Genomic DNA, 21,238 nt, shown 5'->3' with positions numbered 1-21,238 from the left:
ATGACGCAATATCATTCTAAACCCGTTGACCAGGATGGAAGGGTAGAATGGAGCCTCGAAGAAGATGCAATTTGGCGAGATTTAGTCACCAGACAGATGAGTGTTATTCATAACCGCGCTTGTCAGGCTTATCTACAAGGTTTGACATTGCTCGATTTGCCCGAGGATCATGTGCCACAACTTCCTGATATCAACCGTGTATTGATGGAAACGACAGGATGGCAGGTAGAGCCTGTTCCAGCACTTATCGATTTCGATCGTTTTTTTAATCTGTTAGGTAATAAACGCTTCCCCGTTGCGACATTCCTGCGTAGTCGTGAAGAGTTTGACTATCTGCAAGAACCCGATTTCTTCCATGAAATATTTGGCCACTGTGCCATGTTGACCAACCCTGATTTTGCCGCGTTTACTGAGCATTATGGGCAGTTGGGCCAAGCCGCGACGCCTAAACAGAGAGCGTATCTTGCACGACTATACTGGTTTACCGTCGAGTTCGGCCTGGTTAAAGAAGGCGATCAAACCAAGATTTATGGCGGAGGCATTCTCTCTTCTCCGGGAGAAACCATCTATTCGCTAGAAAGTGAAGATGCGATTCGTGAAGGTTTCGATTTACAAACCGTCCTGAGAACACCTTATCGCATCGATATCATGCAACCGAAATACTATGTAATCGACGATTTTTCACAGCTTTATCAAATCAGTCAATTAAACCTATTAAAGCAAGCCGATATGGCTATTGGGGCCGGATTGTTGCCACCACTATTTGAACCAAAGGAACCTGCTCATGTTGAATGAACAAAAATGCGAAGCTTGTAGTCTTGATGCCATTGCGCTGAGTAAAGAGGAGCAACAGTCACTGCTGCTGCAACTTACTGATTGGCAGATTTTTGAAAGAGAGGGGATTCCTCAGTTAGAAAAAGTGTATAAGTTTAAAAACTTCAAACAGGCTTGGGCGTTTAGTAATAAAATTGCTGAACTGGCAGAAGATGAATTTCATCACCCTTCGATTTTACTAGAGTGGGGTAAAGTCACGGTGACATGGTGGAGCCATTCAATAAAAGGGCTGCATAAGAACGACTTTATCTGCGCATCGAAATGTGATGGTTTAGCTCTTACCGAATAAGAGGTATTTAGCTTTATACTAGACGCCCGAACATAAGTTCGGGCGTCTTTTTTAGAGCAATTGGGCCTTAGAGCTCGATACGATAGACAGAAGTCGTGCCAGAAACTTCATTCCCAACTGCGATAAAGTGACCACTGTTACGGGTGAAGTAATTAATCGATTCTGGTCCGAGATCGCCAGCTTTTGGATTGTAGGTATCATTCGCGCACTCGCTCTCTTCCACTTGTGTGCAAACCGGCTGCTCGTAGTTACGGTGGTTCACATAGTGAAGGAAGACCGCTTGGCTTGGCTCACTAATATCGTAAACCATGATCCCGCCTTGGCGCTCAAGGCCAATAAATGCGTAGTGACGTCCGTTTATTTCTGCGGTTTCGATTGCTTCAGGTTCAATACCTTTGTCATCACTGCGATCATCACCGCTACTATTGCTGTCGTTGGTGCTGTTAAAGTGTTTGCCTTCATTCATTAAAGCGATGGTTGCAAAGTCATCACCACTGTCGAAAACCAGTTCACCATCTTCATCCCATATTGAAAAAGAACGAGCACCAAACGCTTGTACATTATCCGTAGCAGTTAATGTCTGTTCCGGTTTGATGACTTTTAGTCGCGCTAGAAATGAGTTGTCTTTTAGTGCTGCTGCCAGTGGATGATCGCTCGCGACTTTAAGCTTTTTACCACGAACCTCATCAACGTGACTGAGACAAGTGCCTTCTTTGCTGGCGTAGTCGCTTGTACCTTGATAGTCATCTTCATCCCACTTAAAGTTGACCTGCTCACAACGCTCTTGTGTGGTTTTGATGCCATACTCACGACCGTCTCCTTCGTTGGCAGAGACTATGTAGCTTTTACCATTCACTGAATAGCTGTCGAGGGTGTCTGGCATATATAAGCCAACCAATTGCGGGTAGCTCTTAAAGTTGCCGACTATTTTGTCTTTGTTGGATGCATCCAATTTAGCGTCAGACCATGATTTCTCGCCTAACCCGACAATTTTCTCAACCGATTTGCTTTCAGGATTAATGATTGCCATGGCATTGTTTTCTTGTAACGCTACGTAAATTTTACCGTTGTCAGCAAAGGTCAAGTATTCTGGTTCTAAGTCTTGAGCCACGCTTGCGTTCGGTCCAGAAATACGCACGCTATCAGATAATTCACTGGCACGAGGACCATCAAATTGCTCGAAACCAATTTGCGTGACTTCGGCGTTGGTGAGCCCTTGGCCTAAATCCACTAATGTAATACTGCCTTTTGGGTCAACACGGTAATCACCGCTTGGCTCTCCTTCATTGGCGGTTGCGATGTAACGGCCATCCTTGGAAAACCCGACCATATCTGGCAGCGCGCCAGCAGGATAGGTCGTTACAAGAGACAAGTTATCCGATCGATAAAGCGCGATAATGCCGTTTTCTTGTTTGTTGCTGTTCTCAATAGCAACCGCAACGAGGCCATTGGAGACAGCTACACTGTTGGCAGCACCGATATCAATCGAAGCGGCTTCACCGGCGCCATTTAAATCTATAAACGCGGTTTTCGATGGGCGGCTGTTTTCGTCCATGGTTAGGACATCGATGCGTTTTGTCTGAGCATTGACCACATAAAGTTTATCTGTACACCCATCATAGCTAACAATCTCTGCTGCTGATGTATCAAAAGGTGTATCCGCGATAGACGTTCCTACTAGCGTCAGCCCTTGAATAGAGGTTTCGCCAGCAATCGGTGCAGTGGTCGCTTTACACTGAGCACGGAAGGATGCCAATGTATCCTCTGGCTGTGAAGAACATGCGATGGCAAGTGACGAAAGTGCTAAAACACCTATTGCTTTAAATGGGGTGGACATGATATCTCCTTATCAATCCGATACAATGTGGCTCAATGCATAATTTTTTAATAAATATTCACTAATCTTCGTGAATGCTTTTGAAGCATTGATTGACGTATGTTTTGGTAAGGCTATGAATATATGTATGATTAATGACTCTTATATTGGCTTTTTATTAAACAAATATGTCATCGGTATGATGGCATAACAAATTGGAATGAAAATGGAACTACAACAATTTTTAGATGCAGTAGCGTCGACACCAGAAAAGATTGAATTTGAAACGACCATCGCGGTGATAGAGGCGAACTACGAGTTCACACCAACTGCATTTACTAATGGTGCGACCGAAAATGGAGCCGGTGAAAACAATGGCTCATGCAAAATCTTTGCATTTGGTTTGCTTAATAACTTAGACAAGGAAGCCACACTGGCCTGTTTTGGACGTTTTTACCGTGAAGATGTTTTACAACATCCAGAAAACGATGATCATCAGAACATTCGTAATTTTATGGTGAGCGGCTGGGATGGTGTTAAGTTTGAATCGCCAGCACTAAAAGCTAAGTAATCAAATAGAGCCAGTCGATTAAGCGACTGGCTTTTTTTCCAAACATTTTCTACACAAACACAATTGGCCTTCGTCAGGCTTGGGTAAATCTCTGGTCTCGACACCGAAACACCAACAAGTCTCTTTTCCTGCTGAGATGTCACAGTGTGCTTGAGTTCCGCATTCTGGGCATGAATGGGTAGACGCACCACCGGCAATTTGATTGATCAGACTATCTCGTTGTTCATCCGTTTTGTCTTTCCACTGGATGATCTCTTCTATCGTTCTGTGACAACCAGAACAGATGCCGCCATTGTTTTTACAGGCAGCACGACAAGGTGACTTCATTACTTTCTCGTTCTATTTTCGAATGCGGCCTACTTTAGCATAAAGCACAGTGAAACTGGTCGGGAGATCGCACCAGTGATACCCTAAGGATAATTACGTTAACCACAGTCCGACTTATGTTAGAAAAAGAAAACCTGATAAAACTAGCAAGAATGCAAATGCCTTTTGGGAAATACGCGGGAAGAGTGTTGATTGATCTTCCAGAGGAATATTTGCTGTGGTTCGATAAAAAAGGGTGGCCAAGCGGTGAGCTTGGGGACTTGCTCAAGTTGTGTTTAGCGCTAAAAATCGAAGGCTTAGATAGCGTCGTTAAGCCGCTAAAGCGAATGTAAGCCCAAAAAGTCTATTCACAGATGCTAAATACAACAAAGCCACCTAATTTAGGTGGCTTTACGTTAATACAAAAAGGTTTAGATTAGCGATTCGATACCGTATTTTGCGCCGTAGTTTTCGACCACAAAATCAATATCTTTGTCACCTCGGCCAGACAAGTTGATGAGAATCGACCCTTTTTCTCCTTGTTTCGCCAGTTTTATCGCGTAAGCCACTGCGTGAGAGGACTCTATCGCAGGGATAATGCCTTCCTCTCGTGATAGTTCAAAGAAAGCGTCTATTGCTTCGTCATCAGTGATCGAACCGTAATTCACGCGGCCGATATCTTTTAGGTAACTGTGTTGCGGGCCAACAGATGGGTAGTCTAGTCCACTTGCCACAGAATAAACTTCTTGAGGTTCACCTTGTTCGTCTTTCAGCATGTAAGATTTAAAACCATGCATGATGCCAGGTTCGCCCAAGCTAAGCGTTGCCGCGTGTTCCCCCACTTTCTCTAAAGAACGACCCGCTGGCTCAACACCGTGAATCGCGACCTGTTCGTCTTCTAAAAAGGCACTGAATAAACCCATAGCATTGGAACCACCGCCCACGCATGCCACGAGGTTGTTCGGTAGTTTGCCCGTCATTTCTTTAAACTGAACTCGTGCTTCGTTACCAATAATCGATTGGAAGTCACGAACCATTTTAGGGAATGGGTGAGGGCCTACTACAGAGCCAATGGCGTAAAGCTGAGTCTCTGGATCTTTTAAATAAGCTTCAAATGCTGCGTCTACCGCTTCTTTCAGCGTTTTGCGTCCATGCGTCGCAGGAATCACGTTGGCACCTAAAATTCTCATTCGAACCACATTTGGGTGCTCTTTAGCGATGTCCACTTCGCCCATGTAAATATCGCACTCTAATCCGACAAGAGCCGCTGCTGTCGCTAACGCAACGCCATGTTGACCTGCGCCTGTCTCTGCGATCAATTTCTTTTTACCCATCTTTTTAGCGAGAATTGCTTCCCCTAAACAGTGGTTAATTTTGTGCGCGCCAGTGTGGTTAAGATCTTCGCGTTTCAGGTAGATATCCGCGCCATACTTTTTGGACAAATTCTCAGCATGGAAAATCGGACTTGGTCGACCCACAAAGTGTTTGTAAAGGCGTGCCAGCTCAGTTTTAAATTCTGGGTCTTTACAGCATTCTTCGTAGGCAGCATTGATGTCTCGCATGATTTGCTCAAGCTCTGGTGGTACAAAGCTGCCGCCATATTCGCCAAAGAATCCTTCATTGTTGGGCATTGTGTAGTCGAAAGAGTTATTCATTTTTCACGTCCTAATTTTTATGATTAGTACGTTATACCCAAAATCTTATGCGTATTGTGTGATCAGTTGCCTAAATCTTGATGTTGTTATCGTGAACTAGTTGATTAGTACGTAGTTAATACAAAAAAGCTTGCTTATCAAAAGCAAGCTAGTGGTTAGCCATATTCACATTAATGGGTACGACGTGGGCCGTTTTGAACGATATCTTTACCGTTCTCGTAAACGTGTGCTGAAACCCAACGACCCAGAATAAGCTGGTGGTTGTCTCCTAGAACCGCGACAAATGGGCGGCCATCGCTATTGGTTTTAGCAAGTGCAATACCTGCCACACCTTCAAGGCCAAGAGCACCGCTTTCAACCAGGTGCAAAAAGGCTTCCAGCTCTTCAATAGTTTCGATCACTTGATCATCAATGTTCATTGTATTCAATCTCTTCGAATCGCAGATATTTTGTGGCGCGTACTCTACCTAAGTTAAGACGAGAAACCAAGTTTCTGGTACTTTCGGTAAAACTTTCTACGGTCTTCACATAATGTTTAAGAGTGAATAGGCCAACCAAATTAGTATTTGGACTAGCGAAGCAGGAGTGCAATAATTTTGCTATTCCCAATTAATTGAAAACGCACATGAAAAAAGTATTGATTACTGGCTTTGAACCTTTTGGCGGTGATGCCATCAACCCTGCTTTGGAAGCGGTCAAGAGGTTAGAAGGAGAGGCCATTGATGGAGGTTTTATTGTCACTTGCCACGTGCCTGTCACGCGATATGACTCAATTAATACAGTGATAGAAGCGATAGAACAGCATCAGCCAGATTGTGTGATAACCGTTGGGCAAGCGGCTGGCCGTGCCGCCATTACCCCTGAGCGCATTGCTATCAACGTGGATGACTTTCGAATTCCTGACAATCTAGGTCATCAGCCGATTGATGAGCCCATCATTGCCGATGGTCCTGACGCCTATTTCACAACTTTACCGATCAAGCGTATCGTTCAGACTTTGCAACAACAAGGGATTCCTTGCCAAGTTTCTAACAGTGCGGGAACGTTCGTTTGCAATCACCTTTTTTATGGTTTGCAACACTACCTTAGAGATAAGCCAGTACGACATGGTTTTGTGCATATTCCACTGTTACCCGAACAAAACACACTCGGTAACCAGCCTACAATGTCATTAGATACCATAGTGGAAGCGCTGCGGTTGATGGCGCAAGTGGTTGTTCACCATGACACTGATATTACTGTTACTGGCGGAAAGATTTGCTAACCACAGCTTAACGTTTACCGCTTGAAGATTTTTCGAAGAGATATTTATCATTAATATAATCAACGTGAGTGATTCGCTGTTGTATCTGCTCTACAGCGACAAAATTATTGAAGCACATCACGTTGTCCGTATACTTTGCCAGAGTATGAATGCACTAACGTCGGAGAAAAGCATGTCAAATCGAGTACCTACCAATATACTGACTGGTTTTTTGGGATCAGGTAAAACGACGACGATCTTAAACCTGCTAAAGAAAAAACCAGCAGACGAAAATTGGGCAGTCTTAGTGAATGAATTCGGTGAGATCGGTATTGATGGCGCTTTGATGACTGACCAAGGTGCGTTGATAAAAGAAGTCCCTGGCGGTTGCATGTGCTGTACCGCAGGCGTTCCTATGTCGGTGGGAATTACTGCGCTGTTGCGTCAAAAGCCCGATCGTTTGCTTATCGAACCGACAGGGCTTGGTCATCCAAAACAAGTGATTGCGACATTAACGTCTGAGCAGTATCAGCCTTATGTTGATCTTAAAGCGACCATCGCATTGGTGGACCCACGTAATCTGAGTGATGAGAAGCACCTTTCCAATCAAAACTTCCGTGATCAACTAGATTGCGCGGATGTGGTTATTGGTAGCAAAGTAGACCTTTGTTCTAGCCATGACATCGATGTATTTAGCGACTGGATCACCGATCAGTCTCCATCAAAAGTGTTTAGCAAGTTGATTCATGACGGCGATCTACCTATTGAAGTTTTAGATATTGAACGAGTTCATGGCAGTGCTTCTTCACATATTGAGTCTCACCATCATGAACACGCGCATCAAGAACCACAATTCCAACTGCCACCGGGCGAAGCTTTCATTCGTAAAGAGAATAAGGGGCAGGGGTATTTCAGTTGTGGTTGGCTATTTGGCGCAGAGCATACGTTCGATTTCGATCAGCTATTCTCTATGCTATCGGCCTTAACGGCAGAGCGAGTAAAAGCTGTAGTGAATACAGACCGGGGATGTTACGCATTTAATGTCGCGAATGCGGTAGTTACGGTGAATGAAATCAGCCTTGAAGGGTTTGAATCGAGATTAGAAGTGATCGACTCTCAGTTGCTCCCTTGGGATGAGTTAGAAAGTGTTTTACTTAAACTTTCTGGGATAGAGAAGTAACGAGTTACCTGGTTATCTCCCTTAAGCGGTCAAGCAATGTGGCGTTAGTGTTTGCCGCTTAATCTGTTTGCACAGACTTAAAACTGAAAAAAGAGAGAAAAGTGAGATAAATCACTTAAATTCGGGTATAGTGCACGGCTGAATTTTTAACGCTATTTTTAGTGGTTTGTTTAAGGAATACGCTCAATGTCATTTTCATCTCAAGGTTTTGCACCAGAAGTGGTAAAAGCGCTGGCAGAATGCGGTTATGAAAAGTTAACGCCAATTCAACAGAAGGCGATTCCAATGGCTCGTAAAGGCCATGATATTTTCGCTACAGCCCAGACTGGTACTGGTAAAACTGCAGCGTTCTCATTGCCTATGATTCAGCGACTGCTAGACAGTGATCACAGTGCTTCACGTAAGACGGCGCGTGCGCTTATTCTTGCTCCAACGCGTGAACTGGCAGAGCAGATTGCTGACAACATCAAAGCGTACACCAAATATACCGACCTATCGGTGGTGGCAGTTTTTGGTGGCCGTAAAATGTCTTCACAAGTCTCAGCGCTTGAAAACGGCGTCGATATTCTGGTCGCCACACCGGGTCGTCTGGAAGAGCACATTGAGCAAGGTAATGTCTCAGTTGCCAATCTAGAGTTCCTCGTTTTTGATGAAGCTGACCGTATTTTGGATATGGGCTTTATTCACGCGGTGCGTAAAATCATGCTTGATGTGGACACGGATCCGCAGATCATGATGTTCTCTGCAACGACGTCCAGCCAGCTTAACCTATTAGCAAAAGACATTTTACGTAAACCAAAACGCATTGAAGTTGAACGCGCAAATACAACCGCACAAACCGTTGCTCACGTACTTTATCCGGTTGATCAAGAACGTAAAACAGAGCTGCTTTCTGAACTGATTGGTCGCAAAAACTGGCAACAAGTGTTGGTGTTTGTGAACTACAAAGAAACCGCGAACGAAGTGGTTAAAGAATTGAAGCTTGATGGTATCAAAGCGGCAGTTTGTCACGGTGACCGAGCGCAAAGTGCTCGACGTCGTGCGCTTGAAGAATTCAAATCAGGCAAAGTACGCGTAATGGTAGCAACCGATGTTGCCGCTCGTGGATTGGATATCGCGGATCTGCCACATGTTGTGAACTACGATATGCCGTTCCTTGCTGAAGACTACGTTCACCGTATTGGCCGTACTGGTCGTGCTGGTAAGCAAGGGCACGCGGTTTCTTTCGTAAACCGAGATGAAGAGCTGACTGTTGTACAAGTTGAAAACTTGATTCAACAACGAATTCGCCGTATTGAACTCGCTGGTTATGAACCAAAGCAGCGTGAATCGTACATCGAAAAGCTGAACTCCAAACCGGCATTTAAAAACCGTCAAGGACGTCGTAATAACCCTAACCAATCTGCAACCGACCAAGGGTCAGCAGAACGCCGTTTGGCAATGGTGAAGCGTTTGAAAGCACGTCGAGCGAAATAACCAATATTGACGAAATGAGTTGAACAAAAGCGCCCTTCAGTTGGAGGGCGCTTTTATTTTATCGGTTCCATCTTGCTATCAGGCAGCGTGATCGAGAAGTGGCGCTATTTGATACAGCTCCTCAATGATCGTTTTCGTTTGTCTTGAATAGACGAGACGGTCACGATCACCAACCAACTGTATGGCTTTTACTTTGCCCGATACTAAACATAGCCTGATGGTTCTCAGTACCATTTGAATATCTAAAGACATATCACCATCAAGGTCGTTTTTGGCGATAAGTGAACCTAAATCAACCGAAATAATCACTTGGTCGCAATGGTCGAGATAATTGCCTACTTGTTGTTTGACATGATTACGGTGTCGAAAAGTAAACTCTTTATCGGTGATCCAGTCACAGCCTTGGTCCTCAGCATATTCCCATGTCTCTTGCTTGGTATCATGTTGGTTAACACCCGCAAAAAGCAGCCTAACGTTTGGGTAGCGGGAAAGCGCAAAATGAAATGCTGACCCTACCTTTGGCTCTAATGTCGGCTTCAAATGCATTTTTTGACCAATATGCAAAATACCCACATCATCCTGACAGGCAGCGACCACTGGCAGCATAGACAAGATGGCTTCCGTGCAATTGGTTACCAATACTGGAATAGAGTGACGGGAAAGTGCCAAGCTAAGTGCTTCCTGAAAATCCCCGTTCTCTAATTGAGCATGAGTAAAATGACCACAATGCGCAGCTGTAGTTTGATCATGTTGCTGATAAAGCCATTCGCTCGCACTTTCTAAGCTTTGATTCGCTAATTCAAACGCGCCTTTTGACATCGGAGCAACGTGCTCACAAACCGTCATAAATGAAAATGGGTAGTGCTGAACTGGTGTATGTGTTGTTTGATGAAATTTATATCGTTTGAAAAAGCCCAACATGATGAATTACCTTTCTGGTGGTAGTGCCCTTGCCGCCTGCAACACGTGTAAAACGATACGTTGCTTGTCCTTCTCGACCCTGTGAGCTGGAGCCATAACCGAAACTGCGCCAACGAGTTTACTTCCTTTCATGACTGGTGCGCTGATACCAGAGACACCTGGGTCAATTTCGGAAGTACTGACGGCGTATCCGTGTTTTCTGATCGTGGCAAACTCTTGTTCCCATTCATCAAGACAATGGTCCTGTTTGAAGTAACGTAAGATCTTCTCGCCACGACTCTTAGGCATATAAGCCAGCATCACTTTGGATGAGGCGCCACGAAGCAGGGGTTGACTTTGACCCTGGACGAAGCTGCACCGTAGCGCCTGCATACTTTCTTTTTGTCTGACACACAATGCCCGATAACCAGAAGGAACCATATAGGCCGCCATTTCTCCGGTCTGCTGAACTAAGCGAGCCAAGATGGTTTCAACCATATCAAGACCGTGTTGTGAGCTTTCATAACTGTGCATCAAAAGTAGCGCAGCTGGCCCTACTACAAATGTCTTGTCGTGGACGCTTTCTTCAATCAAATTCCATTCTTTTAGCAGTTTCAAATGCCGATAGAGACTGCTCAATGGTACGTTTAATTGCTCACTTAGTGTTTTCGCAGATACTGGGAATTGGCTTACCGCTACTTTCATTAATAATTGCAGCGCCTTTTCGTTTACCTGATTAGCGTTTGCTTTGCTTGTTGTCATGTATAGGTTGTAACTTGTTGGATGATATAGGACAACTATAATTCTTAATCACTGAGAAAATAAAAATAATTTTTGTGGGCAATTCTTATTGGGTGAGAAAAGCTTGGGCCGGGGTGAAACTCATGGTTTTGTCTCAAAGGTGAGTCGGCTGAGCATTCGTTGCGCATCAAATGGTAATTACCCGCAAATCACCTCAAGATATGAGTTGATTTACGAATAAACAATCAACTCATTGTTTTGTTTGCGGTCCTACCAGGTGAGTAGCATACTCACAGTATCTTATGAAAAACCTGTATTTCGTTAATCTTCCAAGGAAGGTTTTTCTGGCACCAGATAGGGTCGGTTGATAAAGGTTGTCTTACATGCTTAATAAAGCGCTTTTAAACAAACTCATTATTATTTCAATCCCTATTCCTCTGATGATTTTTAGCGCGATTTACTTCGCGCGAGAGAGTGTGCAAAGCGAACTTGAGCATCTTTTAGATCGAAACATCTCTATTGCCGATGAAATTTTGTATCAGGTTGAAACTGAAAATAGAAAGGCATTACTTCACCCGGAAAATTGCGAACAACTCCAGCAGAACTTGATGTTTGAGCGAGATATTGATGAGATGCTTATCGTCAAAGGAAATGACATTATTTGTTCTTCAAAGCTTGGTAAGGTAAACAAGCCTTTGGCTGATTATCTAACTTTTCCTCAAGGCCAGAAACTGGCTCTTGGCAGAGTAGAAAATTTACCTGAGCCATTCCTGTTTATGGTTACTCTTGGCGCTCATAACGATCAGGTTGTGACAGTTATTGATCGAGATTATTTTGGAGTGACGATAGGTTTTAACAACGACCTACGTTTCAAACGCTCAGCGCTATTTATTCATGGTCAGGTTACCCCTCCTGATGCCACAAGAAACGGCACTAATCCTATAGCGACTAAGTCTTCAACCATGTTCGACTATGAAGCCTTGAGTGAAGCAAGTGACCTGTTTGTAAACCAAAGAACGCTGTCTTATCTGGTGTACACAGTGCCTGTCATATTAATGATTTATCTGTTGTTTTATATGGTTCGCATGCTTTTTGATCCTCGTCGTAGCTTGGTTTCGCAGTTAAAAAAGGCGTTAAGAAGAGAGGATTTGACGCTGTATTACCAACCTCAGATAGATGCAGAGAGTGGGGATGTGTTTGGATATGAAGCGTTGGTACGTTGGGAACACCAACAAAAAGGTTTTATTGCACCGGACAAATTTGTTCCCGCTGCGGAGCAGAGTGGGTTGGTATCGATCCTGACAGATTTTGTGTTAGAAAAAGCAGCGGAAGATTTCACTAAACTGAGATTTACTCACCCTGTGCACTTAAGTGTGAATGTTCCTCCGGGATATCTCGTCGAGCCAAACGTAATAAGGAAGATCCAACTTATCCATAGACAACTAAACAATAATAACGTGTCTCTGGGAATAGAAATTACAGAACGTCAGTTAATTGATGATGAGGCGCGCAAATGCATTGCCGCACTGAGAGTATATGGTATCGATGTACTGATTGATGATTTTGGAACGGGGCAGACCTCGTTAGCTTTTCTGCAACACATGCGCATTGATTATCTGAAAATCGATAAATGCTTTGTCGACACAATCGGCATCCAAAGCGTGAGTTCGTCAGTTTTGAATGCGATTGTTTACTTTGCCGATGAGTTAAAGGTTAAGCTCATTGCCGAAGGTGTCGAAACGCCTGAGCAAGCGGAGCACCTGAAGAAATTGGGCGTTCAATATCATCAGGGCTACCTCTATTCCAAGCCGTTACCATACCGTCAACTCGCGCGACAGCCAGTCACCTGAACGGATACTGTATTCAGGATCCATAGTTCAGGAACTATTGTTGTGCTCGTTATGACTGAAGAATTTGAGTTCGATAGCATTGCACATCATTATCGAATACAAACTCTAGATCGTTTTTAATGCTGTCTAAACGGTCTTCCTGATAATGAGAGACATAAAGTAACTGACTTAAGTTTTCGCGCGCGATGAGCTCTAAGGTATTCTTGACCAGACGTCGGCCTAAAAAGTCTAACCCTTGATATGGCTCATCCAGAATCAGCAAGGTTGGCTGTTTTACAATCGCTCGTGCAATCAGTAACAAGCGTTGCTGTCCGTACTCTAATTGTCGGAACGATGTTTTCTGGTATTGGCTCATATGCAGGATTTCAAGCCACTCTTTCGCGACTTCCAACTCTTTGCGTGTTGGTTGATGGTACAAACCAATCGAGTCATAGAACCCAGACAAAATCACTTCTAATGCGCTGCAGTTAACACGGTACTGCAGGTGCAACGCGGAGGAAACCATACCGATGTGTTGCTTGATCTCCCAGATGGTTTCACCCGAGCCGCGCTTTTTACCAAAAATATGGATGTCGTTGCTGTAACATTGCGGGTGATCGCCGAAGATCATCCCTAGTAACGTACTTTTACCACATCCATTTGGTCCTTTTACCTGCCAGTGTTGGCCTTTGTCGATGCGCCAGTTCAAGTCTGTAAAAATCTTTTTATCGGTATATTCGACGTGACCATTTTTCAGCTCAAAGATTGGGTTTTCAAAATGGGTAGCGTGTTGATGCTGGCGTATAAGTGCCATCATTTCTTCACTTTGTTTCTCCGACTGAGATTTTATTTGCTCAATGATTGGGTGTTGATCCCAGCTTTGTTTATCCATGGTACTGTCGAGTTTGCCAGCGTTAAACAGAGCCACGCGGTCAATCCACTCTGGCATATCGGATTCACGAGAAAAGGTGATCAGCATTTGTAGCGACTGAGATAATGTGTGCAAATAGTCGGCCAGTGCTGCTCGATGACTGACATCCAATCCGGTAAAAGGGTTGTCCAATAAGACTAAATCAGGCTGTGTGGCCAAAGCGCGTGCCAGCATCACTCTTCTGGTTTCGCCAGTAGACAACACACGGAAACCACTTTGCTGAAGGTGCGAGAGATCGAGCTCTTCGATAAGTTTTAGAGTCAGCGCTTCATTCTGGCAGCGTTCAAATATTAACGCATAGACGGTGCTGCCCTGGTCAATTCGGTCGAGAAAGTCGGTGTCATCTTTTTTGAGTTCAGAATCGAGCAGTCGCTGTTGTTCAGACAAAGAGACTTGGGCTACTTTTAATCCGCCAAGATCTAACGTGCCATCGATTGGCAAAAGCTCCCCACAAAGTAAGTCCCCAAGCAAAGAACCGATATCTCCTTCGGCACTGAAAATGCCCCAGCAATGTCCGCTTTCTATTTTCCAATGCTCAATGGTTAAGTTGGAGGTGTTCCCTTTTGCAATTACGTTGTCTAAACAAATCTTCACTGTGCTTCCTTTCTTGTATGAACTTTATTTCTTTTTCTTTCTGTTGTTATACCAAGCCTGAGTGACTGGCGTAAATAGATGAATCTCAGAGAAGCGGCTTTAAACATGATGCAAATGGCTTTCTCGACAACTTGGTTTAATTGCCCAATAGGAGGCTAAGAACTATTCTTTTTTTGTTTCTGGGAGCGCGCTCATCGGTCATTAGCGTGGATTAAGTAACAAATTGTAGGAGGTATTATGAGAGCTGGTCTTATGTTATTCACCCTTGTAGCTGGCTTAGCCACGAGTTCGATCTCGTATGCTGATTCAGCCGAGAGCCGTTGTGATATCTACAAAGCAGGCGATGACAATGCGGAGAAGATGATCGCTTGTACTTTTAGTCAGCGCAGTGGTTACATAACAATAAATCGCAGTGATGGCGTTGTGCATGAACTTTCACCAAAAGGCGACACCCCCGGGGAGTTTACCGATCAGAATAGCAACATGGTTTATCGCCAGAGTGATTTGGGCGATCAGGGCTTAATTTTTCGTTTCCCTGAAGAAAGTGTTTACGTTTACTGGAATACAGATGCGTTAAATCCGGACACGAATAATGCGACGTCTCCTTTCTCGACTGATGACTACGATGCAACAACATTATTGCGTTGCCGTGCAGAAGGGCAGGAAGATTTCGGCACGTGTCCTGCGGGTATCTTACGCATGGAAGACAATCAAGCCAGTATCGTGGTGCAAAGTCCGGCAGGCGAGCAGTTTACGATTAACTTTATGACCGATTACGTAAACGCAACCAACCGAGAAGTGAAAGCGGATTTGGAAGGCGACACCTGGACGGTGGTCATTAATGGTAAAGAAGTTTATCAAGTTCCACTGGCGGCTATCGAGGGTGGTTGATTTTTTATCGAGTGTTTTTCTCTGAACACTAAAGTGCCGAAGGTTGACTCCAATAATGAGCAATGCATTCAGAGTGCATTGCTCATTTTTAACTGCCTTTAGTTCTGATTGATAGCGGGTAATATGAACTCACCCATTTCCTCTATGACCTCGTTCGCAGGTCGACGTGAAGGTTTGAGATTCAGGGCAATATGACGAACACCCAACTCTCTGTGTTTCTTCAATCGTTCTATCAGTGCATTTCGACCAATGCGTACCACATTGTAGAATCTTTGGTATGGCGCATTAGGGTTAGCGTCAAGGTCAAAGAAGGTTGCGTAACCGTATTTAGGTGCAGGGCGATCTCCCGCTGCGACTTTTAAGGATGCGATGATCTCAGTGATTGCTCGTTCATCATCGACGGACCAAATCCAAGCATCGACGTTGCGAGCCAACCAGTCAATTGGCTGACAAGATCGACCTACCGCCATCATCGTTACTTTGCCATTTGCTGGTTTAGGATGCATGTCTAAATTGCCAGTGAGATTGCCGTAATGACGGCTTTGCATCCTTGGAAAGGAGTCACTATGCAGTGTTTTAATCATTTCAACTGATTCGCGATATAACTCTGCACGTTGGTCAAAGTCTACACCAAATGCTGGGTATTCTATCGGGCGGTCTCCAGTAGATAGTCCAAGTACGAATCTTCCTCCCGTTAAGTAATCCAAAGAAGCGGATTGTTTAGCAACGGAAATAGGATCACGCAATGGGAGAACAATTCCGGCAGTGCCCAGTGTAATCGACTTAGTGGCTGCCGCCATGTATCCCGCATAAACGAATGGGTCGAGCATCTGTGCTGCATCACCAAAGTTTGGATCGTAAAAAGGTACATCTCGTAACCAAATACTGGCAAAGCCTGCTTGCTCTGCTAACTGAGCGGTATGCTGGTGGTCTGCCAATGTAGGAAATGGTGAGCTAGGATAACCTTCCAACGGCGTCAGCAGTCCGATCGTGAGCTTGTCTTCGGAAAACACGCGCGTAAAACTTGGATTCAGTGTCTCTGTCATGGTTGTCTCTTTTTAATTCCTTCAGTGTATTCGTAGTGCGGGCGAGGATTACTCAGCGTCGGGCCAAAGAACATCAAGCTCAGAATGGGAAATTCGCCATTCACCATTTACGCGAATGTATGTATCCAAGTAATGGCCAAGCAGTAAAAATGGGTGCTGTGCACTTTCTCTGTCTGTAACGAAGTCGAGCAGGTAGCAACTGCCTTTCGCGTGATTTTCATCGATAAGCGTAATGTCATGATTAGTGACTGCATGGATGAAAGGGAAGTGCTTGCGATCTTTGGTGTCGAACATTTTATAAGCGTCAGCAAGGCTTTGCTTAATTTCATCCAGGCCCTGCATAGAGCCGACGGTTACTTTGACTTCAGCGTCTTCAGTAAAGACTTCATCCATACGTTCTGCTTGTCCGCCGTCTAGAAGTTGGCTATAGCGCAAACGCAAGGCTCTGATTTCTTCACGATCTAATAGCGCCTGAATACGTCTCATATCAATTTGGTCAGTCATGGAATATCTCCGTCTGCGAGTTGAATTAGGTTCAGAACCGTTGCTGCGGAAATCAAACCGTGCAATTTCATCTGGTATGGAAGTATTCTATTGACTTGTTTAAAAATGATAATACAGTTTAAATTCCATTTATTTAGTCCTTGGATTCCACAATGAAATTGTATGAGACTCAATTTTCCGGTGTCGTTGAATATGTTGAAACACTCAAAACTGGCTCTTTCACTGCGGCCGGAGAGAGGTTGGGGCTGACTGGGTCGGCGGTGGGTAAAAGCGTGACCCGTTTAGAACAAAAACTCGGAACCAAATTGCTGCACAGAACAACTCGCAGTTTGACGCCAACCCCGGAGGGGCAACGGTTCTTCGATGGCTGGGTGGCAATATTAGACGAGATTGAAAGCCTCGAATCCGGGGTGGTTGCGGGCAGTAGTCAAATTTCGGGGCGTTTGAATATTCACCTGCCGGCGGCCTTTGGACGAAGACATGTGTTACCAGTGTTATCACGTCTTGCGACTGACTATCCGAGTCTGGACATGTCGGTTAATTTTACGGAAAGACGAATCAACCTGATCGACGAAGGGGTAGATTTGGTGGTACGCATAGGCACGCTGGAAGATGATGCGGATTTGGTTGCGCGGAAACTTGGTCGCCAACGTTTAGTGGTGTGTGCCAGCCCCAGTTACTTATCGCGCAAAGGTGCACCCGAAACGCCAACTGAGCTGCTCGATCACGATTGTATCATTGGTAGTAGGCGTAGCACTCAGCCAGCTTGGCTATTTTGTCAGCCAAACGGCGAGTCATTTTCTCAGGTAATCCGAGGTCGTTATGACTTTAGCGACGGCGATGCAATGGTGGATGCCACGCTAAGTGGGCTGGGGTTAAGTCAACTGCCTACGTGGCTGGTCAATGAGCACTTAGCAACGGGCGCTTTGGTTACCGTGTTGGATCAGTGGGCGGGGGCGGAAATGCCGATACATGCTGTTTGGCCGCGCTCTCGTTATTTGAAACCGCGTCAACGCGTCGTGATTGATGCGTTACTTGAAGAGTCACAGTCTCCTACGTCTGTCTATCACTTATAAATATTGTTTAAGCCAATTAATCACCTCACTAAAAAGGGCTGACTCTTTGCCCTTTTTTCTTACAAATTCTAATTCGAGCCTCTCTCTTTTATTAATTAAATCAGACCATTAATTAAATGAGAAACCGATTTCCTTTGTTTGGTTTTTTATAATTAGTTATAGAAAATAAAAATATCTCTAAAGTTTAGTTAACCATATGAATTTAAATGGTAAATTATATTTTTAGAGAGAGGTTTTCTAGTTGATAGATAACTCATTGTATTTTATTTGCTTATGATTTTGTGTGTGAAAGTCGTCACGAATTATAAATTACACACTTTTGGGAAACCGGTTTCTCAGTTAGTTTACTCATCAAAGGAGCTCCTACTTTTTATAAAACTAACGATATTGGGGTAATGAAGTGAACTACTCGAACCTTGCTAAAAACCTGCTACACCTTATTGGTGAAAAAGAAAATGTGGATGCATTGACCCATTGTGCAACCCGTTTACGTTTTACTTTGAATGATAATTCTCGAGCTAAAAAAGATGATATTCAAAACCTGGAAGGGGTTCTGAGTGTTGTTGAAAGTGGTGGTCAATTCCAAGTGATCATCGGTAATCAGGTATCTCATGTACATTCTGCTCTTCAGGAACTGTTATCCGGAGATATCAGTGACACGGACGCAACCGCTAAAACGACAACGAATACAGCAAAGCAAAAGGTTGGCGTTGTTAGCAAAGTTTTTGAGGTTATCTCGGGAAGTTTGTCTCCGTTGATTGGAGCACTTGCTGGTGCAGGTATGTTAAAAGCGCTAATTGCCGTTTTAGTGATGTTTAATATGCTGGAAAAAACCGAATCTACTTACTTGATTCTGTCTGCTGCCGCGAATGCCGTTTTCTATTTTCTACCGATCCTTTTAGGTATTTCAGCAGCGGTAAAGTTGGGAGCAAATGGCTATGTGGGTGGGGTAATCGGTGCTTCATTATTAGAGCCTAATTTTACCGGCTTAATTGATAGCGGAACGGCTGATTTCTTTGGAATCCCTGTGATTGCAATTAATTACTCTTCTAGTGTGTTTCCGATTTTTATCGCCATTGCGTTGCTGTCTTTGGTTGAAAAATATCTAAAAAAAGTCTGCCCGAACAGTATTCAAATGTTCATGGTTCCAATGGCCAGTATTCTTGTCGTTGTCCCTTTGACCATGATTATTTTCGGTCCTTTCGGGGTTTATCTGGGCAACTGGATTGCCGATGGACTCAACTGGCTAATTGCGCACAGTAGTATTCTGACGGGGGCAGTTGTCGGCGGGTCGATGATGTTTTTGGTGGTCTTTGGTCTGCACTGGGGCATTGTGCCGATCATCATCGCCAACATTGGTTTAGGCGGCGATCCGATAGCTGCAATGTGGGCTCCGTGTACTTTCGCTCAAATCGGTGTTGCGGCTGCATTCTGGTTACGCTCTAAAGACAAAAACATTAAAGCAATTGCTGGTCCGGCAGCGATGTCAGGGTTCCTTGCTGGCGTAACAGAGCCTGTCATTTACGGAATCATCATGCGTTTCAGAAAAACGATTCCAGTGGTGATGGTAGCTGGGGCTGTTGGTGGGGCATTTGAAGCAACGATGAAAGTTAAAATGGTTGGCTTTGCATTCCATAGTATTCCAGGCATCCCATTATTTGAGCCTGTTATCCCTTATGTCATCGGTATTTCAATCGGTTTTGGCTTGGCGTTTATCGGCACACTGCTTCTAAACCCAGAAAAGCAGAATGGCGCGAATGCCGTTACAGCTAAAGCCTGAAACTAAATCCAACACAATCATTTTCGAGCAGTGAGGCAATCCACTTACAAAGGTTTTTGCACCGGCCTCACTGCCTTAAACAGGTGACAAGCGATGTAAGCGTTATTCACCAATTTTAATTACAGAACAATTAGAGGAGAGATCGTTATGAGTTTTCGTTTTCCAGATTCTTTTTTATGGGGTGGCGCAATTGCTGCAAACCAGGTAGAAGGTTCACACGTTACTGATGGGAAAGGCCTGTCAACTTCCGATGTACAACCTAAAGGCGCGTTTGGCGATCCGGTAGAAAGGGTTGATGGCGATTTTAACATCAAGGATGTTGCCATCGATTTTTACAATCGTTACCCAGAAGATATTGCGATGTTTGCAGAAATGGGCTTTACGACATTGCGTCTTTCGATTGCCTGGACGCGTATTTTCCCTAATGGTGACGATGCAGAGCCGAACGAAGCGGGTCTGGCGCATTATGACAAGCTACTTGATGAACTAGAAGAATATGGCATTACACCACTGCTGACCTTGTCTCACTACGAGATGCCTCTTCATCTGGCCACAGAGTATCAAGGCTGGGCGAGCCGTGATGTGATTCCTATGTTCGAGAAGTATGCACGTACGGTGTTTGCACGCTATGGGCATCGAGTGAAACATTGGCTAACTTTCAACGAGATTAACGTAACGCTTCACCAACCTTTTACTGGTGCAGGCCTGCCTCGTGAAGTTGATGAGCAAACCCGTTATCAGGCAATTCACCACCAACTTGTGGCGAGTGCGAAAGCGGTGAAAGCGTGTCATGAAATGATCCCTGACGCGAAAATCGGCAACATGATTTTAGGTGCTGTTTTATATCCGTATACCTGTCATCCAAGTGATGTGATGAAAACCCTACAGCAAAACCGCGAATGGTTAATGTTTGGGGATATTCAGGCGCGTGGTTACTACCCGACTTATATGACTCGTAAGTTTAAAGAGCTGGGTATCGAAATCGACATTACAGAAGAAGATAAAGAAGCGTTAAAAGAAACCATCGACTTTGTTTCTTTCAGCTACTACATGTCTGGTTGTGCAAGTGCTGATCCAGCAATTTCTGATAAAGCGGACGCTAACATGTTAGAAATGGTGCCAAACCCACACCTTAAAGCGTCAGAGTGGGGCTGGCAGATTGACCCGGTTGGCCTGCGTTACCTACTTAACTTCTTGTACGACCGTTATCAGTTACCTCTATTCGTGGTGGAAAATGGTCTGGGTGCGAAAGATGTTCTTAACGCAGAAGGTGTGGTTGAAGATGACTACCGCATTCAGTACCTGAACGATCACTTATACCAAATTGGTGAGGCAATTCAGGACGGCGTCGACGTGATGGGTTACACCTCTTGGGGACCTATCGATTTGGTCAGTGCTTCAACTGCGCAGTTGGCTAAACGTTATGGCTTTATTTATGTCGACCGCGATGACAACGGTAATGGCACGTTAGAGCGTAAACCGAAGAAGAGTTTCTATTGGTACAAATCGATTATTGAATCGCAAGGTGAAAAGCTTATTCCTTCCGAATAATGATTATTTAATATCGGGAGAATAC

21 protein-coding genes are annotated in these 21,238 nt (G+C 44.4%); 12 read left to right on the top strand and 9 right to left on the bottom strand.

Annotated elements, in window-relative coordinates; all coding sequences use genetic code 11:
- Entirely contained in the window at positions 1-795 is a 795-nt protein-coding gene (gene phhA, locus V1U08_RS03570) for a phenylalanine 4-monooxygenase (protein ID WP_330469941.1), read from the top strand.
- Positions 785-1,123, top strand: coding sequence for a 4a-hydroxytetrahydrobiopterin dehydratase (locus V1U08_RS03565; RefSeq protein WP_014234613.1), 339 nt, complete (start codon positions 785-787; stop codon positions 1,121-1,123). The genes phhA and V1U08_RS03565 overlap by 11 nt, the downstream gene beginning before the upstream one ends.
- Before the next feature lie 67 nt (positions 1,124-1,190).
- On the opposite strand, the gene V1U08_RS03560 is transcribed toward V1U08_RS03565, so the two are convergent.
- Entirely contained in the window at positions 1,191-2,960 is a 1,770-nt protein-coding gene (locus V1U08_RS03560; RefSeq protein ID WP_330469940.1) for a choice-of-anchor I family protein, read from the bottom strand.
- Positions 2,961-3,165: 205 nt separating this feature from the next.
- Here V1U08_RS03560 and V1U08_RS03555 point away from each other — a divergent pair, with 205 nt between their 5' ends.
- Positions 3,166-3,510 (top strand): HopJ type III effector protein, encoded by a 345-nt coding sequence (locus tag V1U08_RS03555; RefSeq protein WP_014234611.1) that lies wholly within the window; start codon positions 3,166-3,168, stop codon positions 3,508-3,510.
- Positions 3,511-3,528: 18 nt separating this feature from the next.
- On the opposite strand, the gene V1U08_RS03550 is transcribed toward V1U08_RS03555, so the two are convergent.
- Positions 3,529-3,837: a cysteine-rich CWC family protein gene (locus V1U08_RS03550; protein ID WP_014234610.1), complete on the bottom strand. Its 309-nt coding sequence runs from the start codon at positions 3,835-3,837 to the stop codon at positions 3,529-3,531.
- Positions 3,838-3,953: 116 nt separating this feature from the next.
- On the opposite strand from V1U08_RS03550, the gene V1U08_RS03545 reads away from it, so the two are divergent.
- Complete coding sequence (locus tag V1U08_RS03545) at positions 3,954-4,169, top strand: DUF3820 family protein (RefSeq protein ID WP_005375557.1); 216 nt, start codon at positions 3,954-3,956, stop codon at positions 4,167-4,169.
- 78 nt (positions 4,170-4,247) lie between these two features.
- On the opposite strand, the gene trpB is transcribed toward V1U08_RS03545, so the two are convergent.
- The gene (trpB, locus tag V1U08_RS03540; RefSeq protein WP_216826667.1) at positions 4,248-5,447 is read right to left on the bottom strand and encodes a tryptophan synthase subunit beta; all 1,200 of its coding nucleotides are present in this window, start codon (positions 5,445-5,447) and stop codon (positions 4,248-4,250) included.
- 194 nt (positions 5,448-5,641) lie between these two features.
- Entirely contained in the window at positions 5,642-5,890 is a 249-nt protein-coding gene (locus tag V1U08_RS03535; RefSeq protein WP_330469939.1) for a hypothetical protein, read from the bottom strand.
- 206 nt (positions 5,891-6,096) lie between these two features.
- Here V1U08_RS03535 and pcp point away from each other — a divergent pair, with 206 nt between their 5' ends.
- The 3 genes from pcp to V1U08_RS03520 all read left to right on the top strand — a co-directional run bounded on the left by pcp (position 6,097) and on the right by V1U08_RS03520 (position 9,370).
- Positions 6,097-6,735 (top strand): pyroglutamyl-peptidase I, encoded by a 639-nt coding sequence (pcp, locus tag V1U08_RS03530; protein WP_330469938.1) that lies wholly within the window; start codon positions 6,097-6,099, stop codon positions 6,733-6,735.
- 172 nt (positions 6,736-6,907) lie between these two features.
- Complete coding sequence (locus tag V1U08_RS03525; RefSeq protein WP_065298313.1) at positions 6,908-7,894, top strand: CobW family GTP-binding protein; 987 nt, start codon at positions 6,908-6,910, stop codon at positions 7,892-7,894.
- Positions 7,895-8,080: 186 nt separating this feature from the next.
- Entirely contained in the window at positions 8,081-9,370 is a 1,290-nt protein-coding gene (locus V1U08_RS03520) for a DEAD/DEAH box helicase (RefSeq protein ID WP_020335264.1), read from the top strand.
- 78 nt (positions 9,371-9,448) lie between these two features.
- Here the strand turns inward: V1U08_RS03520 and V1U08_RS03515 are convergent, their stop codons facing one another.
- Together V1U08_RS03515 and V1U08_RS03510 are read right to left on the bottom strand one after the other, a co-directional pair.
- Positions 9,449-10,291, bottom strand: coding sequence for an arginase family protein (locus V1U08_RS03515; RefSeq protein ID WP_014234604.1), 843 nt, complete (start codon positions 10,289-10,291; stop codon positions 9,449-9,451).
- A 6-nt stretch (positions 10,292-10,297) separates the two neighbouring features.
- A complete protein-coding gene (locus V1U08_RS03510; RefSeq protein WP_014234603.1) occupies positions 10,298-11,032 on the bottom strand; it encodes an IclR family transcriptional regulator in 735 nt (244 codons plus the stop codon).
- A gap of 362 nt (positions 11,033-11,394) precedes the next feature.
- Between V1U08_RS03510 and V1U08_RS03505 the strand changes: the two genes are divergently transcribed.
- Positions 11,395-12,861, top strand: coding sequence for an EAL domain-containing protein (locus V1U08_RS03505; protein ID WP_330469937.1), 1,467 nt, complete (start codon positions 11,395-11,397; stop codon positions 12,859-12,861).
- A 49-nt stretch (positions 12,862-12,910) separates the two neighbouring features.
- Here V1U08_RS03505 and modF read toward each other — a convergent pair whose 3' ends face one another.
- A complete protein-coding gene (modF, locus tag V1U08_RS03500) occupies positions 12,911-14,365 on the bottom strand; it encodes a molybdate ABC transporter ATP-binding protein ModF (RefSeq protein WP_330469936.1) in 1,455 nt (484 codons plus the stop codon).
- Positions 14,366-14,602: 237 nt separating this feature from the next.
- Here modF and V1U08_RS03495 point away from each other — a divergent pair, with 237 nt between their 5' ends.
- On the top strand, positions 14,603-15,256 hold the full coding sequence (locus V1U08_RS03495) for a hypothetical protein (protein ID WP_330469935.1): 654 nt from the start codon (positions 14,603-14,605) through the stop codon (positions 15,254-15,256).
- A 98-nt stretch (positions 15,257-15,354) separates the two neighbouring features.
- Here the strand turns inward: V1U08_RS03495 and V1U08_RS03490 are convergent, their stop codons facing one another.
- Positions 15,355-16,302 (bottom strand): LLM class oxidoreductase, encoded by a 948-nt coding sequence (locus V1U08_RS03490; protein WP_330469934.1) that lies wholly within the window; start codon positions 16,300-16,302, stop codon positions 15,355-15,357.
- Between the two features lie 48 nt (positions 16,303-16,350).
- Positions 16,351-16,806, bottom strand: a complete 456-nt coding sequence (locus V1U08_RS03485; RefSeq protein WP_330469933.1) for a nuclear transport factor 2 family protein — start codon at positions 16,804-16,806, stop codon at positions 16,351-16,353.
- Positions 16,807-16,958: 152 nt separating this feature from the next.
- Between V1U08_RS03485 and V1U08_RS03480 the strand changes: the two genes are divergently transcribed.
- The 3 genes from V1U08_RS03480 to V1U08_RS03470 all read left to right on the top strand — a co-directional run bounded on the left by V1U08_RS03480 (position 16,959) and on the right by V1U08_RS03470 (position 21,213).
- Entirely contained in the window at positions 16,959-17,882 is a 924-nt protein-coding gene (locus V1U08_RS03480; RefSeq protein ID WP_330469932.1) for a LysR family transcriptional regulator, read from the top strand.
- A 400-nt stretch (positions 17,883-18,282) separates the two neighbouring features.
- Entirely contained in the window at positions 18,283-19,662 is a 1,380-nt protein-coding gene (locus V1U08_RS03475; protein ID WP_330469931.1) for a PTS transporter subunit EIIC, read from the top strand.
- A 147-nt stretch (positions 19,663-19,809) separates the two neighbouring features.
- Positions 19,810-21,213: a glycoside hydrolase family 1 protein gene (locus V1U08_RS03470; protein ID WP_330469930.1), complete on the top strand. Its 1,404-nt coding sequence runs from the start codon at positions 19,810-19,812 to the stop codon at positions 21,211-21,213.
- The last annotated feature ends 25 nt before the right edge of the window (positions 21,214-21,238 follow it).

Source organism: Vibrio sp. YYF0003 (assembly GCF_036350715.1).
Lineage (GTDB): Bacteria > Pseudomonadota > Gammaproteobacteria > Enterobacterales > Vibrionaceae > Vibrio > Vibrio natriegens.
The sequence above is the reverse complement of the archived record's forward strand: the minus strand, read 5'-3'. Positions and strand labels throughout refer to the sequence as shown.

Bases quoted from the DNA above. Each gene is read 5' to 3' on its own strand.
- phhA (WP_330469941.1), top strand. From the start codon at position 1: ATGACGCAATATCATTCTAAACCCGTTGACCAGGATGGAAGGGTAGAA.
- V1U08_RS03565 (WP_014234613.1), top strand. From the start codon at position 785: ATGTTGAATGAACAAAAATGCGAAGCTTGTAGTCTTGATGCCATTGCG.
- V1U08_RS03560 (WP_330469940.1), bottom strand. From the start codon at position 2,960: ATGTCCACCCCATTTAAAGCAATAGGTGTTTTAGCACTTTCGTCACTT.
- V1U08_RS03555 (WP_014234611.1), top strand. From the start codon at position 3,166: ATGGAACTACAACAATTTTTAGATGCAGTAGCGTCGACACCAGAAAAG.
- V1U08_RS03550 (WP_014234610.1), bottom strand. From the start codon at position 3,837: ATGAAGTCACCTTGTCGTGCTGCCTGTAAAAACAATGGCGGCATCTGT.
- V1U08_RS03545 (WP_005375557.1), top strand. From the start codon at position 3,954: ATGTTAGAAAAAGAAAACCTGATAAAACTAGCAAGAATGCAAATGCCT.
- trpB (WP_216826667.1), bottom strand. From the start codon at position 5,447: ATGCCCAACAATGAAGGATTCTTTGGCGAATATGGCGGCAGCTTTGTA.
- V1U08_RS03535 (WP_330469939.1), bottom strand. From the start codon at position 5,890: ATGAACATTGATGATCAAGTGATCGAAACTATTGAAGAGCTGGAAGCC.
- pcp (WP_330469938.1), top strand. From the start codon at position 6,097: ATGAAAAAAGTATTGATTACTGGCTTTGAACCTTTTGGCGGTGATGCC.
- V1U08_RS03525 (WP_065298313.1), top strand. From the start codon at position 6,908: ATGTCAAATCGAGTACCTACCAATATACTGACTGGTTTTTTGGGATCA.
- V1U08_RS03520 (WP_020335264.1), top strand. From the start codon at position 8,081: ATGTCATTTTCATCTCAAGGTTTTGCACCAGAAGTGGTAAAAGCGCTG.
- V1U08_RS03515 (WP_014234604.1), bottom strand. From the start codon at position 10,291: ATGTTGGGCTTTTTCAAACGATATAAATTTCATCAAACAACACATACA.
- V1U08_RS03510 (WP_014234603.1), bottom strand. From the start codon at position 11,032: ATGACAACAAGCAAAGCAAACGCTAATCAGGTAAACGAAAAGGCGCTG.
- V1U08_RS03505 (WP_330469937.1), top strand. From the start codon at position 11,395: ATGCTTAATAAAGCGCTTTTAAACAAACTCATTATTATTTCAATCCCT.
- V1U08_RS03495 (WP_330469935.1), top strand. From the start codon at position 14,603: ATGAGAGCTGGTCTTATGTTATTCACCCTTGTAGCTGGCTTAGCCACG.
- V1U08_RS03490 (WP_330469934.1), bottom strand. From the start codon at position 16,302: ATGACAGAGACACTGAATCCAAGTTTTACGCGCGTGTTTTCCGAAGAC.
- V1U08_RS03485 (WP_330469933.1), bottom strand. From the start codon at position 16,806: ATGACTGACCAAATTGATATGAGACGTATTCAGGCGCTATTAGATCGT.
- V1U08_RS03480 (WP_330469932.1), top strand. From the start codon at position 16,959: ATGAAATTGTATGAGACTCAATTTTCCGGTGTCGTTGAATATGTTGAA.
- V1U08_RS03470 (WP_330469930.1), top strand. From the start codon at position 19,810: ATGAGTTTTCGTTTTCCAGATTCTTTTTTATGGGGTGGCGCAATTGCT.